The organism is Pedomonas sp., assembly GCF_036515995.1.
Taxonomy (GTDB): Bacteria; Pseudomonadota; Alphaproteobacteria; order Sphingomonadales; family Sphingomonadaceae; genus Pedomonas.
This window is the reverse complement of the sequence record NZ_DATBUP010000177.1, coordinates 1-14,812: the sequence shown is the minus strand read 5'-3', so window position 1 is coordinate 14,812 and position 14,812 is coordinate 1. Positions and strand designations below refer to the sequence as shown.

At 65.1% G+C, this 14,812-nt stretch carries 14 protein-coding genes and 1 pseudogene; 9 read left to right on the top strand and 6 right to left on the bottom strand.

All coding sequences use genetic code 11. The features are described 5' to 3' along the window. The coding region (gene dnaJ, locus VIG90_RS13280) for a molecular chaperone DnaJ (protein ID WP_331594003.1) at positions 1-1,119 on the bottom strand (1,119 nt) is incomplete at its 3' end. Positions 1,120-1,255: 136 nt separating this feature from the next. After that, complete coding sequence (dnaK, locus tag VIG90_RS13275) at positions 1,256-3,157, bottom strand: molecular chaperone DnaK (protein WP_331594002.1); 1,902 nt, start codon at positions 3,155-3,157, stop codon at positions 1,256-1,258. 342 nt (positions 3,158-3,499) lie between these two features. On the opposite strand from dnaK, the gene VIG90_RS13270 reads away from it, so the two are divergent. Together VIG90_RS13270 and VIG90_RS13265 are read left to right on the top strand one after the other, a co-directional pair. Then, a complete protein-coding gene (locus tag VIG90_RS13270; protein ID WP_331594001.1) occupies positions 3,500-3,724 on the top strand; it encodes a hypothetical protein in 225 nt (74 codons plus the stop codon). After that, entirely contained in the window at positions 3,687-4,238 is a 552-nt protein-coding gene (locus VIG90_RS13265; protein WP_331594000.1) for a vgr related protein, read from the top strand. The genes VIG90_RS13270 and VIG90_RS13265 overlap by 38 nt, the downstream gene beginning before the upstream one ends. Before the next feature lie 100 nt (positions 4,239-4,338). Here the strand turns inward: VIG90_RS13265 and grpE are convergent, their stop codons facing one another. Together grpE and hrcA are read right to left on the bottom strand one after the other, a co-directional pair. Continuing rightward, positions 4,339-4,920: a nucleotide exchange factor GrpE gene (grpE, locus tag VIG90_RS13260; protein WP_331593999.1), complete on the bottom strand. Its 582-nt coding sequence runs from the start codon at positions 4,918-4,920 to the stop codon at positions 4,339-4,341. Beyond that, complete coding sequence (gene hrcA, locus VIG90_RS13255) at positions 4,917-5,972, bottom strand: heat-inducible transcriptional repressor HrcA (RefSeq protein ID WP_331593998.1); 1,056 nt, start codon at positions 5,970-5,972, stop codon at positions 4,917-4,919. Before hrcA ends, grpE begins: the two co-directional genes overlap by 4 nt. Positions 5,973-6,156: 184 nt before the next feature. On the opposite strand from hrcA, the gene rph reads away from it, so the two are divergent. The 3 genes and pseudogenes from rph (at position 6,157) to hemW (ending at position 8,665) form a co-directional block, all read left to right on the top strand. Then, positions 6,157-6,873: a ribonuclease PH gene (gene rph, locus VIG90_RS13250; protein WP_331593997.1), complete on the top strand. Its 717-nt coding sequence runs from the start codon at positions 6,157-6,159 to the stop codon at positions 6,871-6,873. A gap of 37 nt (positions 6,874-6,910) precedes the next feature. After that, positions 6,911-7,488: pseudogene (locus tag VIG90_RS13245) on the top strand (non-canonical purine NTP pyrophosphatase); the annotation flags it as partial. After that, positions 7,478-8,665 carry a radical SAM family heme chaperone HemW gene (gene hemW, locus VIG90_RS13240; RefSeq protein WP_331593995.1) on the top strand — a complete coding sequence of 396 codons (1,188 nt, stop codon included), beginning with the start codon at positions 7,478-7,480 and terminating at the stop codon, positions 8,663-8,665. The pseudogene VIG90_RS13245 and the gene hemW, both read left to right, overlap by 11 nt. 773 nt (positions 8,666-9,438) lie before the next feature. Here the strand turns inward: hemW and VIG90_RS13235 are convergent. Next, positions 9,439-10,734, bottom strand: a complete 1,296-nt coding sequence (locus VIG90_RS13235; RefSeq protein ID WP_331593994.1) for a penicillin-binding protein activator — start codon at positions 10,732-10,734, stop codon at positions 9,439-9,441. Positions 10,735-10,844: 110 nt separating this feature from the next. Here VIG90_RS13235 and rsmI point away from each other — a divergent pair, with 110 nt between their 5' ends. Genes rsmI through gshB form a run of 4 tightly spaced genes read left to right on the top strand, consistent with a single transcriptional unit; the run spans position 10,845 to position 13,870 of the window. Beyond that, positions 10,845-11,684 (top strand): 16S rRNA (cytidine(1402)-2'-O)-methyltransferase, encoded by an 840-nt coding sequence (gene rsmI / locus VIG90_RS13230; protein WP_331593993.1) that lies wholly within the window; start codon positions 10,845-10,847, stop codon positions 11,682-11,684. A gap of 4 nt (positions 11,685-11,688) precedes the next feature. Then, positions 11,689-12,075 (top strand): YraN family protein, encoded by a 387-nt coding sequence (locus VIG90_RS13225; RefSeq protein WP_331593992.1) that lies wholly within the window; start codon positions 11,689-11,691, stop codon positions 12,073-12,075. After that, on the top strand, positions 12,066-12,881 hold the full coding sequence (locus VIG90_RS13220) for a transglutaminase-like domain-containing protein (RefSeq protein WP_331593991.1): 816 nt from the start codon (positions 12,066-12,068) through the stop codon (positions 12,879-12,881). Before VIG90_RS13225 ends, VIG90_RS13220 begins: the two co-directional genes overlap by 10 nt. Positions 12,882-12,922: 41 nt before the next feature. Next, complete coding sequence (gene gshB / locus VIG90_RS13215) at positions 12,923-13,870, top strand: glutathione synthase (protein ID WP_331593990.1); 948 nt, start codon at positions 12,923-12,925, stop codon at positions 13,868-13,870. A gap of 78 nt (positions 13,871-13,948) precedes the next feature. Here gshB and VIG90_RS13210 read toward each other — a convergent pair. Continuing rightward, on the bottom strand, positions 13,949-14,812 hold an 864-nt coding region (locus VIG90_RS13210; protein ID WP_331593989.1), incomplete at its 5' end, for a tyrosine recombinase XerC.

Below are 14,812 nucleotides of genomic sequence, written 5' to 3'. Positions count from 1 at the left end.
CCACAGGCCCTTCAGGCGGGAGAAGAAGCCGGTGGACTGGGGGCACTGCTCGCCGGTCTCGATTTCGCAGAACTCCTGCAGCAGCTCCTTCTGGCGCTTGGTGAGGTTGACCGGTGTCTCCACCTGCACCTGCAGCACCAGATCGCCTAGGCCGGTGCCGTTGAGCGAGGGCATGCCCTTGCCGCGCAGGCGGAACTGCTTGCCGGTCTGGGTGCCCGCCGGAATCTTCACCTTGGCGCGGGTGCCGTCCAGAGTCGGCACTTCGATCTCGCCGCCCAGCGCCACCGTGGTGATGGACACCGGTACTTCGCAGAACAGCGTGGTGCCTTCGCGCTCGTAAACCGGGTGCTGCTTCAGCGAGACGAAGATGTAAAGGTCGCCTGGAGGGCCGCCGCGCAGGCCCGCTTCGCCCTCACCGGCGAGGCGGATGCGGGTACCTTCGTCCACACCGGCCGGAATCTTGACCTGAAGGCTCTTTTCCTTCTCGACCCGGCCCATGCCGCCACAGGAGCGGCACGGCTTGGCGATGATGCGCCCGGTGCCGCGGCAGGTGGGGCAGGTGCGCTCCACCATGAAGAAGCCCTGCGTTGCCCGAACCTTGCCCGCGCCCTGACAGGTGGGGCAGACTTCCGGTTCGGTGCCGGGTTCCGCGCCGGAGCCGTTGCACGGCTCGCAGCTCATGGTGGTGGGAACGGTGATGTTCTCCGTCCGGCCGCGATAGGCATCTTCCAGCGTGATTTCCAGATTGTAGCGCAGGTCAGAGCCGCGCACCGCGCTGGAGCGCCCGCCGCCACGACGGCCGCCGCCCATGAATTCGTCGAAGATGTTCTCGAAGATGTCGGCGAAGCTGCCGCCGCCAAAGCCTTCGCCGCCGAAGCCGCCGCCACCGCCGCCGTTGAAGGCGGACTTTCCGAAGCGGTCGTAGGCCGCGCGCTTCTGCGGGTCCTTCAGGACGTCGTAGGCTTCGTTGATTTCCTTGAACTTGGCTTCCGCCGCATGGTCCCCCGGATTGCGGTCCGGGTGATACTGCATGGCCAACTTCCGGTATGCGGACTTGAGGGCCTTGTCGTCAGCCTGCCGGTCAACGCCAAGCACCTCATAGTAATCAGAGTCAGCCATGTCTTTCTGTCCGCTTGTTTACATCACTGCCGGGCCATCATGTGCCCGGCTATCAGGCTCCGGACGGTTGCGTCGTGCGCGCCCGCCCGGAGCCTGTCAAGCCATCGGGCCGCTTTGATGCGGCCAACCGCTTGCCTTACTTCTTGTTATCGTCGACTTCCGAGAACTCGGCGTCCACAACGCCTTCGTCCTTGGCGCCGGCCTGGCCGCCTTCGGCGGCACCGCCGGCACCCGGCTCCTGCTTGTAAATCTCCTCGCCCAGCTTCATCGACAGCTGGCCCAGAGCCTGGGTCTTCGCCTGGATGTCGGAGACATCCTCACCGCCCAGAGCGCCGCGCAGGTCGCTGACCGCAGCCTCGATCGAGGACTTCAGCTCGCCCGACACCTTGTCGCCGGCCTCGGAGACCGAGCGCTCGGTGGTGTGGATGAGGCTTTCGGCCTGGTTGCGGGCTTCTGCCAGTTCGCGGCGCTTCTTGTCTTCCGACGCGAACTGCTCGGCTTCCTTCACCATCTTCTCAATGTCGGCGTCCGACAGGCCGCCCGAGGCCTGGATGCGGATCTGCTGCTCCTTGCCGGTGCCCTTGTCCTTCGCCGAGACGCTGACGATGCCGTTGGCGTCGATGTCGAAGGTCACTTCCACCTGCGGCACGCCGCGCGGTGCGGGCGGGATGCCGACCAGGTCGAACTGGCCGAGCAACTTGTTGTCCGCCGCCATCTCGCGCTCGCCCTGGAAGACGCGAATGGTCACGGCCGTCTGGTTGTCCTCGGCGGTTGAGAACACCTGCGACTTCTTGGTCGGAATGGTGGTATTGCGGTCGATCAGTCGGGTGAACACGCCGCCCAGCGTCTCGATGCCCAGCGACAGCGGGGTCACGTCCAGCAGCAGCACGTTCTTCACGTCACCCTGCAGCACGCCGGCCTGAACAGCAGCGCCCAGCGCCACCACTTCGTCCGGGTTCACGCCCTTGTGCGGCTCGCGGCCGAAGAAGCTCTTCACGGTCTCGATGACCTTGGGCATGCGGGTCATGCCGCCCACCAGAACCACTTCGTCCACCTGATTGGCGGTGACGCCCGCGTCCTTCAGGGCCTTGCGGCACGGCTCGAGGGTGCGCTCGATCAGGTCGCCCACCAGCGCTTCCAGCTTGGAGCGCGACAGCGACTTGACAAGGTGCTTCGGACCGGTCTGGTCGGCCGTGATGAACGGCAGGTTGATTTCGGTGCTCTGGGTGGACGACAGCTCGATCTTGGCCTTTTCCGCAGCTTCCTTCAGGCGCTGCAGGGCCAGCTTGTCGCTGCGCAGGTCGATGCCCTGCTCGTTCTTGAACTCGTCGGCCAGCCAGTCGATGATGCGCTTGTCGAAGTCTTCACCGCCGAGGAATGTGTCGCCGTTGGTGGACTTCACCTCGAACACGCCGTCGCCGATCTCGAGGATCGACACGTCGAAGGTGCCGCCGCCAAGGTCATAGACAGCAATGGTCTTGCCGTCCTGCTTGTCGAGGCCGTAGGCCAGCGCGGCTGCGGTCGGCTCGTTGATGATGCGCAGCACTTCAAGGCCCGCGATGCGGCCGGCGTCCTTGGTGGCCTGGCGCTGGGCGTCGTTGAAGTAGGCCGGAACGGTGATCACGGCCTGGGTGACGGTCTCGCCCAGGTACTGCTCGGCGGTTTCCTTCATCTTCTGGAGAATGAAGGCGGAAACCTGCGACGGGCTGTACTTCTCGTTGCGTGCCTCAACCCATGCGTCGCCGTTGTCGGCCTTGACGATGTGGTAGGGAACGAGGCCGATGTCCTTCTGGGTCATCGGATCGTTGAAGGTGCGGCCGATCAGGCGCTTGATCGCGAACAGGGTGGCTTCCGGGTTCGTCACTGCCTGACGCTTGGCAGGCTGACCGACGAGACGCTCGCCGTCCGCCGTGAACGCAACCATCGACGGCGTGGTGCGCGCGCCTTCGTTGTTCTCGATAACCTTGGGCTGCGCGCCGTCCATGATCGCCACGCAGGAGTTGGTTGTACCGAGGTCGATGCCAATGACCTTACCCATGTTCCTACCTCTTTCTGCCTGTCGAACGCCTTCAGAAAGCACGTCCGGAGCAGGCCGTTAATATCTTTGTTTGTCTAAACCGGGTTCTGGTCCGAACCCCGATTTCCACTTCGCTTCGCGATATAGGGAGGCAGCTTGGCGGCTACAACCCATCCCGGTGCGATTGCTCTGCAACGGATATGGCGGGTGGGGCACACTGCCGCAAGCGGCCTCTTGCCACCAGACCGGGGATTGCTGGTGCCGCGTTCCGATCTAAACTGTGATCTGCGCGCCGGACGAGCAGGTGCGCGCCACCGAACCCAGAGATAGAAGCAGAGTTGGAAGACGCAGGGAGCCCCGTTCATGAGCATTCGAACGTTTGGCCGAACGCTAGGCCTTGGGGCCGTTCTGCTCTCGGCGATTCTGCTGATCGTGGCGCTGGTGGGCGGCATGACGGTGGATACGCCGGAGACCGAAACCATCATAGCCCACGCCGTCTCCAGCCAGGCAGACCACGGGCTTTCCTCGAGCGCGAATGGGTCACACCGTTATGACGACCCTTCTTCAATCGTTCAGCCGGGCCATTAAGGCGTTTATAGAACGCGGCCGATGCTGGCTGCCGAAAGAGCGTCCGCTGACGCTGGGTGAGCAGGCGCTGGCCGCCTCCGTGTTCGGCAAGGCGCTCGATCCCCGCCGCGTCACCGTGCGCGGGCGCAGGTGGTGGCCGCTTCAGCCGCGCAACACGGTCATGGCCCCCAGCGGGCACATTCATTTCCACCCACGCTGTCCGTTCTATCACGAGGATTTCAGCAAGGCCCCGCTCAGCCTGCAAGGGCTGTTCGTCCACGAACTCACCCACGTCTGGCAATACCAGTCCGGCCGCAACGTCGTGTTCGCCCGCGGTCCTTTCGCCCGCTACAGCTACCTGCCGCTGATCGAAGGCAAACGCTTTGAAGAATACGGCATCGAGCAGCAGGCCGAAATCGTGCGCCACTGCTTCCTCCTGTCACACGGCTGCCCGGTGGACGGCGCGCCGCCGCTGGCGATCTATCAACGCCTGCTCCCGTTCGGGCCTGAGAACCGCAAGACCCTGCTCGCATAAAAAGAGAGTTTGTAGAGGAGTTCGCAACTCCCCTTGAAAAACAAAAACGGCGGCAGGTTTGCACCCACCGCCGCTTCTGAAATCAGCAAAGGCCAGAAGCTTACGCGTTTGTGTCCACCGACGAGCCGGGGGCGGCGTCGGCTGCCTTGGCGACGGCGACGAGGGCCGGGCGCAGCAGGCGGCCCTTGATCACGAAGCCGGTCTGCAGCACCTGCACCACCGTGCCGGGCTCGGCGTCGTTGGTCGGGATTTCCAGCATGGCCTGATGCTTGTTCGGGTCCAGCTTCTGGCCGAGCGCTTCAACCTGGGCGATGCCGTACTTGTTGAAGATGTTGAACACCTCGCGCTCGGTCATCTCGATGCCGGTGATCACGTTGGCCACGGCCTGATCGGCACGGGCAGCCTCCGGCACGGCGTCCAGCGCGCGACGCAGGTTGTCGGCAACCGCCAGAATGTCGCGGGCGAAGCTGGTCACGGCGTAGGCGCCGGCATCCTGCTTCTCGCGCTCGAGACGACGGCGCACGTTCTCCGTCTCCGCCATCTGGCGCAGAAGCTGGTCCTTCAGCGAGGCGGCTTCCGCCTGCGCTGCGGCCAGTTCGTCTTCCTGAGCCTGAGGGGCAACAGCCTCAGCCGCGGCGTTGTTTTCGTCCTGCGTTTCGGACTGCACGTTTTCTTGCGTCATGTCTGCGATACCAATCTGGTCAATACACGGGCCGTATAATCCACCATGGGGATGACCCGCGCGTAGTTCAACCGTGTGGGGCCAATGACCCCGATGACACCAACAATCCGTTCATCGGCGCTGCGGTAAGGTGCTGCGATAACCGATGAGCCGGAGAGTGAAAAGAGTCTGTTCTCCGAGCCGATGAAGATCTTCATGGCGCTGGCATTCACCGCCAGCTCCAGCAAGCGGGCTAACTCCCGTTTGCTCTCAAGGTCTTCGAGCAGTTGCCTCACTCGCTCCAGATCGCCTCGGGCCGCTGCGTCCTCAATCAGGCGGGACTGGCCGCGCACGATGAGGACATCCCGCTTGTCGTCGTCCGCCGTCCAGACGGCAAGGCCTTTCTCGACCACCTGGGTGGCAAGGGCGTCCAGTTCGGCCTTGTTCTGGGACAGCTCGTCCTCGATGGCCTTGCGGGCCTGATCGAGCGTGCGGCCCACGAGGCGGGCGTTGATGTAGTTGGCCGCCTGAATGAGAGCAGAGGAGTTGAGGCCCGGCGGCAGGTCGAACGTGCGATTCTCGACCGAGCCGTCCTCGCCCACCAGAATGGCCAGCGCCCGGTGCGCCGACAGCGGCACCAGATCGACCTGGCGAATGGGAATGTCGGCCTTCGGCACCAGCACGAGGCCGGCGCAGGAGGACAGGCCGGAGAGGGTGGAGATGGCGCGGCCAAGGGCGTCCTCAAGGCTGCCGCCTTCCGCCTTCGCCTGCGCCTCGATCTGGGCCCGCTCGTCGGATGTGACCTCGCCCACCTGCATCATGCCGTCGACGAACAGGCGCAGGCCGAGTTCGGTCGGCATGCGTCCCGCCGAGGTGTGGGGCGCGGAGAGAAGGCCAATCTCCTCAAGATCCTGCATGACATTGCGGATCGAGGCCGGAGACAGGTTGATACCCGGCAGGCGCGACAAAGTGCGCGAGCCCACGGGCTCGCCGGTCGCCAGATACGCTTCCACGATCTGGCGAAAGATGTCGCGTGCGCGCTCGTTGATATCTGTAATCGACAATGTCTTCATGGCCTTGTGCTGAATGTAGGCACCCCTTCCAAGCTGTTCAACCGTTGCGGCATGCCATAGTCGCCTGAAGCAGGGCGCTTGATGGCTGGCCGCAGGGCCGGTAGAAGCACGGTTTCCGGCGGCGCAGGGCGCCGCTGAACCCAGATAGCTCGTTTCATTGTTAATCAATTCAAGGATTTTATCCATGCGCCCATCCGGCCGTGCACCCGATCAGATGCGTCCCCTCGAGATGACCGTGGGCTTCGCCAAGCACGCCGATGGGTCGTGCCTCGTGAAATTCGGTGATACCCATGTGCTGTGCACGGCTTCGGTGGAGACCAGCGTACCGGGCTGGCTGCGCGGCAAGGGGCAGGGCTGGGTGACGGCGGAATACGGCATGCTGCCCCGCGCCACCCACAGCCGCACCTCGCGCGAAGCCGCCAAGGGCAAGCAGACCGGCCGCACGCAGGAAATCCAGCGCCTTATCGGCCGCTCCCTGCGCGCCGTCGTTGATCTGAAGGCCATTGGCGAGCGCCAGATCGTGGTGGATTGCGATGTCATTCAGGCGGATGGCGGCACCCGCACCGCCTCCATCTCGGGCGCATGGGTGGCCCTGCATCAGGCGCTGGGCAAGCTGAAGACGGCAGGTCTGCTGACCGCGTGGCCGCTGACCGGTCAGGTCGCCGCCGTTTCGTGCGGTGTCTACGAGGGCGTGCCGGTTCTGGATCTGGACTATGCCGAAGATTCGGTTGCCCATACGGACGCCAACTTCGTGCTGACCGATGCGGGCGGCCTCGTTGAAGTTCAGGGCACCGCCGAAGGCGCGCCGTTCAGCGAGGAAACCCTGCTGCGCATGCTGCGTCTGGCCCGCATCGGCACGGACGAGATCTTCAACCTGCAACGTCGCGTTCTGGGACTCTAAGCCATGTCTCGCAAGCTGACACCGGGCAAGCTGGTCATTGCCAGCCACAATCAGGGCAAGGTGCGGGAAATCCGTGACCTGCTGGCTCCCTTCGGGATCGAGCCGGTGTCGGCGGGTGAGCTGAACCTGCCGGAGCCGGAAGAAACTGGCTCCACCTTCATCGCTAATGCCGAGATCAAGGCGCTGGCATCAAGCATCGCCTCCGGGCTGCCCGCACTGGCGGACGACAGCGGCCTGTGCGTGGATGCGCTGGGCGGTGATCCGGGCATCTACTCCGCCCGCTGGGCCGGGCCGACCAAGGATTTCAACGTCGCCATGGCGAAGGTGACGGGCGTGCTGGACGAGAAGGGCGTGCCTGAAGAGGACCGCACGGCGCATTTCGTCTGCGCCCTGTGCCTCGCCTGGCCGGACGGCCACACGGAATCGTTCGAGGGCCGGGTGTCCGGCACGCTGGTGTGGCCGATGCGCGGTTCTCACGGTTTTGGCTACGATCCCATCTTCAAACCCGAAGGCTTCGACATCACCTTTGGCGAGATGGAGCCCCAGCGGAAGTACGATATGTCGCACCGCGCCCGGGCCTTCGAGCAACTGGTGGCAGCAGTCATTGAAAAATAATCCCGCCTTTACGGCAACTTCGCAGGTTACTTCAGAGCAGGACGGCCTTGCGGTCTACGTCCACTGGCCGTTCTGCGAGTCCAAATGCCCTTACTGCGATTTCAACAGCCACGTGCGCGAGAGCGTGGATCACGCCCGCTGGCGGCGCGCGCTGCTGGCGGAGCTCGCCTATGAGGCCGCGCTGACGCCGGGCAAGCCGGTCGTCAGCATCTTCTTCGGCGGCGGCACGCCCTCGCTCATGGAGCCCGCAACCGTTGCGGCGATCATCGACGAAGTGGCCCGCCTGTGGCCGATGACCAGCAACGTGGAGATCACGCTGGAGGCCAACCCCGGCAGTGTGGAAGCCGCCAAGTTCAAGGGCTTCGCAGAGGCGGGCGTCAACCGTGTGTCGCTCGGCGTACAGGCGCTGGATGACGCGGCGCTGAAGCTGCTGGGCCGCCGCCATGACCTCTCCGAGGCGCTGGCCGCGCTGGAGCTGGCGACGAACACGTTCGGCCGCGTGAGCTTTGACCTGATCTACGCCCGGCCCGGCCACACGGTCGACAGCTGGGGCGCGGAGCTGCGCCGTGCGCTGGCCTACGGCACCGATCACCTGTCGCTCTATCAGCTCACCATCGAGCCCCAGACTCGTTTCGCCGAACTCTACCGCCGCGGCACCCTCATGCTGCCGGACGAGGAAACGCAGGCCGACCTCTACCAGCTGACGCAGGAGATGACCGCAAGCGCGGGCCTGCCGCTCTATGAAATCTCCAACCATGCCCGGGTGGGCAGCGAGAGTCGCCATAACCTCGTTTATTGGCGCTATGGCGATTACGTCGGCATCGGTCCCGGCGCGCACGGTCGCCGCAATGCCACCGCCACCCAGCGCCGCAAGAAGCCGGAAGCGTGGCTGGAGGCGGTGGAAACCAGTGGCCACGGCATGGAGGACGAACTGGCGCTTCCCTCCGACATGCGGGCGGACGAGGCGCTGGTGATGGGCCTGCGGCTGGTGGAAGGTATCGACCGCGCCCGCTTCAAGGTGCGCACCGGCATGGCGCTGGATGACGCCATCGACCCGCAGGCCGCCCGGCGCATGGCCGAGCTGGGACTGATCGAGATGACGCCCTCCCTGCTCCGCGCCACGCCCGAGGGCCTCATGGTCCTCAACAGCCTGCTCGGTGAACTGGCACGGGCTTAGCTGCACGCAGGGGGGCGTTTCTCGCAGGGGTCTATAACCCCTGCACCCCTTCGTTATCAGGGCCGCGCCTGTCCATTCTTCCTGCGCTTTTTGAACGTCCGTCTTCTGACGTGCCGAACGTGCCAGGCGCAACTTGAGAAAGGCGAGGCAAGGCGAATGGGGCAAGGGACGCCGGGCAGAGCCCGCGCGTCTGGTCACCGCCCGGCCGTTCCCCGCTGGCGCATCAGTCCCTGCGGCGCGTCTCAAGCGACAGTCCCAATCGTACCGCCGCGATCAACAACGCGAGCAGTGATATGATCACCGCCAGCAGTTCTGCTGTCGACAACTCTGATGTCCTCCTTTCTCGCCCTCAGATTTCCAGACCCCTGCAGATTCACGCCAGGTTATGGATACTGATCGATTGACGGCAGACGCGTTGCCGTTCCTATCAACCGGCCAGTCGGGCCGGGCTCAGAGGAACAGGGGAAGCGAAGCTTTGCAAGAAGTGCGTAGTCGTATGTTGTTGTAAATAAATGTGTTTATTTAGCGCTCGGGACGGTAAGGCGGGCGATATTCGACTATAAGGCTGTTGTGCCCAGATGGCATTGCGGTAGTGTTTTATGGCAGTTCAAATGTTGGCAACTTCAAAGACCACCTTTCCAAGACCCCGCTGGCTCCTATCCGGCGGGGTCTATTCCTGAAGGCGATGCCTTGAAGGCAAGGTGATGCACAGGCCGGCGGCAGGCAGTTCGCGTCGTAGCGTCCTGTTTCTGCCGGCCGGGATCTGCTTTGCGTCAGTTCACCAGTTCGGTCGGGAAGGCCGTCGGCGCGGGGGCAGCGACACGGCTGCCGGTGGCGGTGACCTCGTTCACCTGCATGCCGCGCTCGGCCACGCCCTTGTCGTCGAAGCGGAAAAGTCCGTCGATGCCGGTGTAACCGGCAGTGGCGTGCAGAATGGTGCGCGGGAACGGCGTGCCGATCTTCCAGCCGGAGGCGGTGGCGGCATGAACCAGAAGGATGCTGTCATACCCCATGCTGGCGAAGCGGGACGGGCGGCTGCCGAAGCGGCTGGCGTAGCGCTGGGCCAGCGAGTTGTAGGTGTGGTCCGGCACGGAGGCGAACCACGCGCCGGCCAGGGTGCCGCCGCGGCCCACGTTCTGCTCGGTGTTCCACAGGCCCGGGCCAAGGATGCGCACCTTCGAGGTATCCACGCCGTACTGCTTCAGGGCGGGGACGAAGGCGCGGGCGTAATCCGCCACGTCTGCGATGAGCAGGGTGTCGAAGTTGACCGGGGGCATCTGCGAGGCGGCCGAGCCGACGACGCCGGTGGCCTCCGCTGCCTGGGCGCGCGCCTTGGCGAGACGGGCATCGTAGTTGGCGACGCGGCGGGCTGCGGTGAGCAGCCGGGCACGATCGCGCGGATAGGTCTCGATGGAGACCACGCTGCCGCCCGCATCGCGCACGGCCTCGACAAACGCTTCGCTGGCGCGCTTGCCGTAGCTGCCGCTGGGGATGAGTGCGGCGAAGCGCTTCATGCCCTGACGGCGGGCGTGGCTGACCACGCGTTCGATCTCCTGATCGGGCTGATAGCCGAGCACGTAGGTGCCCGAGCCCGCAAGGGAGGCGTCATTGGAGAAGGTAACGACCGGAACGCCCCGGAACTCGGCGACCGGCTGCACCGCCTTCACGTCGTCGGCCAGCAGCGGGCCGAGGATGATGCGGGCGCCGTCCGCCACCGCGTCGCTGGCGGCTTTGCCCGCGCCATCCGTGGTGTTGTAGACACGCAGGCGAATCTGCGGGTTGTTGATGTCGAGCAGCGCCATGTTGGCGGCGTTGGCGATGGACTGGCCGATGGGAGCGTTGGGGCCGGTCATCGGCACCAGCAGCGCCACGTGGTGCTGGGCGGGGCCCGGCTTCACCACCTCGGGCTGCTGCGGCGCGGTGACTTCCGGCTGCGCGGGCGCAACGGGAGCAGGGGCGGGGGCGCGAACGGTGCCGTTCTGCGAGGCGCAACCGGCCACCGTCAGCAGGCCGAAGGCTGCCGCAATACTTCCCACCCGCAGGTTGGCCATCCGCAGATTAAACATCATATGCGTGCTCCCCTAAAAACTCTCCGCAAAGAAACAAGTCCGTGCGGTTTTCGCCTGCCAGTGCGATTTCCATTGCCCGTAACCGGTCGGACGGGGCACCATCGTTCATTATGAACGACTCTCTGCCGTCCGGCCTATATATCGTTGCGACCCCAATCGGCAACCTTGGGGACATTACCATCCGTGCTGCGGATGTCCTGCGTAAGGCGCATCTTGTTGCCGCTGAAGACACACGTGTAACCGCAAAGCTTCTCAATCATCTGGGCGTAAAAGTGCCCATGACAAGCTACCATGATCACAACGCGGATCGCGTGCGTCCGGAACTTCTGGACAAGGCGCGCGAGATGCCGGTGGCGCTGGTGACCGATGCGGGCACGCCGCTAATCTCGGATCCCGGCTACAAGCTGGTGCGCACGGCGCACGAGCTGGGCATTCCCGTTACCACCTTGCCGGGGCCGTGCGCGGCCGTCGCCGCCATGACCGTGGCCGGGCTGCCGACGGACCGGTTCCTGTTTGCCGGCTTCCTGCCGCCAAAAACTGCGGGTCGCACGAAGGTTCTTGAGGAACTGAAGCCAGTCCGCGCGACTTTGATCTTTTATGAGACGGGGCCGCGGCTTGCCGATACCCTGGGCGATATCGCCGCCGTGCTGGGCAACCGGGAAGTAGCCATCGCCCGTGAGCTGACCAAGCTGCATGAGGAAGTGCGGCGCGGGCAGGCGGAGGATCTGGCGGCGGCGCTGGCGGGTGAGAACCCGCCCAAAGGCGAGATTGTGCTGGTGGTGGGCCCACCCGTGGAGGAGACGTTTACGGCCGAGGCCATTGAAGACCGGCTGAAGGCAGCGCTTGAGACCATGACGGTCAAGGAGGCGGCCAAGCACGTGGCGGCCGAGACCGGCGGTCAACGGCAAGAGCTGTACAAGCTGGCCCTCAGCCTGACCGGGCGGACCTGACCGCTTGGAGGCGCAGCGTTCCCAGAATCAGCGGCAGCGCAGCGAGCGCCGGGGCCGCCGGGCCGAAGACGTTGCAGCCTGCTGGCTAAGGCTGAAGGGCTACCGAATTCTGGCGCGGCGTGTGCGCACCCGTGCAGGAGAAGTGGATCTGGTTGCAAGGCGGGGGCGTTGCCTTGTGTTCGTGGAAGTAAAATACCGCGCCACGCTTGCCCAAGCGGCCGAGGCTGCCGCACGGGGCAATATGGCGCGGGTGAGAAGGGCGGCGAGCCTGCTTGCGGTGCGTTACGGAAATAGTTGGGAAACAGTGCGGATTGATGCGGTTCTGGTTGCGCCATGGCGTTGGCCGAGGCACCTTTGTGGGGTCGCAGGCGAGGATGGGCTATGGGCCTGAGTGAAATCACCCGGTTCGGGGCGCTCGACGACCCCGAGATCGATCTGGCGGAAGCCGCGCTGCTGCTCGCCGGTCTCGACCATCCGCGCGTGCCGGTCTCCCAGTACCGCGCCTTCCTTGATGAAGTGGCGGGCGAGGTGTTCGAGCTTGGACTGCACGCCGAAGGCGCGGCCGAACAGGCCGCCGTGCTGCAATCCGTGCTGGCTGGCGCGTTCGGCTTCGCAGGCGACCGGGAGTCCTACGACGACCCCGCCAACGCCAACATCATCGATGTGATCGACCGGCGGCGCGGGCTGCCGGTGGCGCTCTCCATCCTCTACATCAGCGCCGCCCGCGCGGTCGGGTGGGCCGCCTATGGCATCAACACGCCCTCGCACTTCCTCATCCGCATCGGCAACGGGTCGAACGCTGTCATTCAGGACCCGTTCTCCAGCGGCGCGGTGCTGAACGACGATGATGTGGAGGTGCTGCTGCGCAGCGTCGCCGGGCCGGGGCTCTACATGAACCCGCTGCACATGGAGCCGCTGTCCAACCGGGCCATTCTGGTGCGGCTGCTGAACAACATCGCCTGGCGGGCGGAGGAGGGCGGAGACCGGGAGCGCGCCCTCGTTATCCATGAGCGGATGACCGCCGTTGCCCCCGCCTTCAGCGACCTGTGGTGGGAGAGGGCGCGGCTGGAGCAGGAGTTGGGGCGGTTCTCGGCCGCGCGGGCCTCGCTGTCAGCCATGCTGGAGACGACGCGGGACGTGCGCACCTCCAAGCGAATCCGGCAGACGCTGGAAAGGCTTGCGCGCTCCATCAACTAGCCGATACTCGAAACTTCCTCGATCAAGTTATAGGATTACTCATGGCGTTGCAGGTCGCGGTCCAGATGGACCCGCTCGAAGGCATCAACATCAACGGCGATTCCACCTTCCATCTCATGCTCGAGGCGCAGAAGCGCGGGCACCGGATGTGGCACTACCTGCCGGACCAGTTGAGCTACCGCGACGGCAAGGTCACCGCCCGCGCCCGCCGCGTGGAGCAGGTCCAGCGCGTGAAGGGCGAGCACTTCCGTCTGGGCGAGGAGGCCGTGCTCGATCTGGCAACCGATGTTCAGACGGTGCTGATGCGGCAGGATCCGCCGTTCGACCTTGCCTACATCACCGCGACGCACCTTCTGGAAATGGTGCACCCGAAGACGCTGGTGGTGAACAACCCGGCCGAGGTGCGCAACGCGCCCGAGAAGCTGTTCGTCACCCGCTTCCATGACCTGATGCCCGAGACGCTGATCACCCGCTCGCTGGCGGATGTGGAGGCCTTCCGCCGCGAGTACGGTGAGATCGTTATCAAGCCGCTTTACGGCAATGCGGGCACGGCGGTTTTCCACGTCGGCCTCAAGGACCCCAACCTCTCGGCGCTGGTCGAGGTGTTCAGCACCATGGGCCGCGAGCCGTTCATGGTGCAGCGATTCATGCCGGAGGTCTCTCAGGGCGACAAGCGCATCGTGCTCGTTGACGGCAAGCCCGCCGGTGCCATCAATCGCCTGCCCAAGAGCGGTGAAATCCGCTCCAACCTCGCCGCCGGCGGCAAGGCGGAAGCCTGTGATCTGACTACCCGCGAGCAGGAGATCTGCGAGCGTATCGGTCCCGAACTGGCGGCGCGCGGCCTCCTGTTCGTCGGCATCGACGTGATCGGCGGCTACCTCACCGAAATCAACGTCACCTCGCCGACCGGCATCGTCGCCATCGATAATTTCAACGGCACCAACACGGCCGGCATGATCTGGGACGCCATTGAGAGCAAGATCGGGTGAAGTTCTGAATTTCAGCATTCGCAGGAGGTGGCCCGTGCGCGCCTCCTGCGAAGAAAGCCCCGTTAGCGAAAGTTAACATCAAGCCCTTGGATGGGCATTCCGGTAGATGTCGAGGATGCGGGCCGCATCCACTTCCGTATAAACCTGCGTCGAGGACAGGCTGGCGTGGCCGAGCAGTTCCTGAATGGCGCGCAGGTCGGCCCCCCGTGCGAGCAGGTGAGTGGCGAAGCTGTGGCGCAGGGCGTGGGGCGTGGCGGACTGCGGCAGGCCGAGCGAGACCCGGGCACGCTGCATGGTCAGCTGCACCATGCGCGGATTGAGCGGTCCGCCGCGTGCGCCGATGAACAGCGGGCCCTCTGGGGGCAGCGGATAGGGGCAGGCGGCAAGGTAGGCGTCCACCGCCTCGGCGACGACGGGCAGCACCGGCACGCGGCGCTCCTTGTTGCGCTTGCCCAAAACGGTGATGGCTTCCCCCATGGGAGCAACGGACCGCCTGAGGCTCAGCGCCTCGCTGATGCGCAGGCCGCAGCCGTAGAGCAGCAGCAGCACGGCGGTGTCGCGGGCAATAATCCACGGCTCGTCATCGGGCCGCTCAGCGGCCTCGGCCACGGTTGCGGCTTCCATGGGCGCGAGCGGGCGCGGCAGCGGCTTGTTGGCCTTGGGGCTTTGCAGGGCGATGATGGCCGGGTTCTTCAACCCTTCGGCGCGGGCCAGCCAGCGGTACCACGCCTTCAGGCTGGAGGCGGCGTGGGCGACCGTTGACGGGCTGGCTCCGTCTGCCCGGCGGCTGGCGAGAAAGGCGCGAAAATCGGTGAGGTCTGCCTGCGCCAGCGTTTCAGCGGTAACGGTGCTGCCGGTGTGCTGGGCCATGAAGGCAACATATTGGCGGGCAACGCGGCCATAGGCGGCCAGAGTGTGCGGAGAGGCGCGGCGCTCGTGGGC

Excerpts from the sequence above, each read along its gene's own strand:
- rsmI (WP_331593993.1), top strand. The coding sequence starts at position 10,845 with ATGAACGACTCTCTGCCGTCCGGCCTATATATCGTTGCGACCCCAATC.
- hrcA (WP_331593998.1), bottom strand. The coding sequence starts at position 5,972 with ATGAAGACATTGTCGATTACAGATATCAACGAGCGCGCACGCGACATC.
- VIG90_RS13220 (WP_331593991.1), top strand. The coding sequence starts at position 12,066 with ATGGGCCTGAGTGAAATCACCCGGTTCGGGGCGCTCGACGACCCCGAG.
- rph (WP_331593997.1), top strand. The coding sequence starts at position 6,157 with ATGCGCCCATCCGGCCGTGCACCCGATCAGATGCGTCCCCTCGAGATG.
- gshB (WP_331593990.1), top strand. The coding sequence starts at position 12,923 with ATGGCGTTGCAGGTCGCGGTCCAGATGGACCCGCTCGAAGGCATCAAC.
- VIG90_RS13270 (WP_331594001.1), top strand. The coding sequence starts at position 3,500 with ATGAGCATTCGAACGTTTGGCCGAACGCTAGGCCTTGGGGCCGTTCTG.
- VIG90_RS13235 (WP_331593994.1), bottom strand. The coding sequence starts at position 10,734 with ATGATGTTTAATCTGCGGATGGCCAACCTGCGGGTGGGAAGTATTGCG.
- VIG90_RS13265 (WP_331594000.1), top strand. The coding sequence starts at position 3,687 with ATGACGACCCTTCTTCAATCGTTCAGCCGGGCCATTAAGGCGTTTATA.
- grpE (WP_331593999.1), bottom strand. The coding sequence starts at position 4,920 with ATGACGCAAGAAAACGTGCAGTCCGAAACGCAGGACGAAAACAACGCC.
- dnaK (WP_331594002.1), bottom strand. The coding sequence starts at position 3,157 with ATGGGTAAGGTCATTGGCATCGACCTCGGTACAACCAACTCCTGCGTG.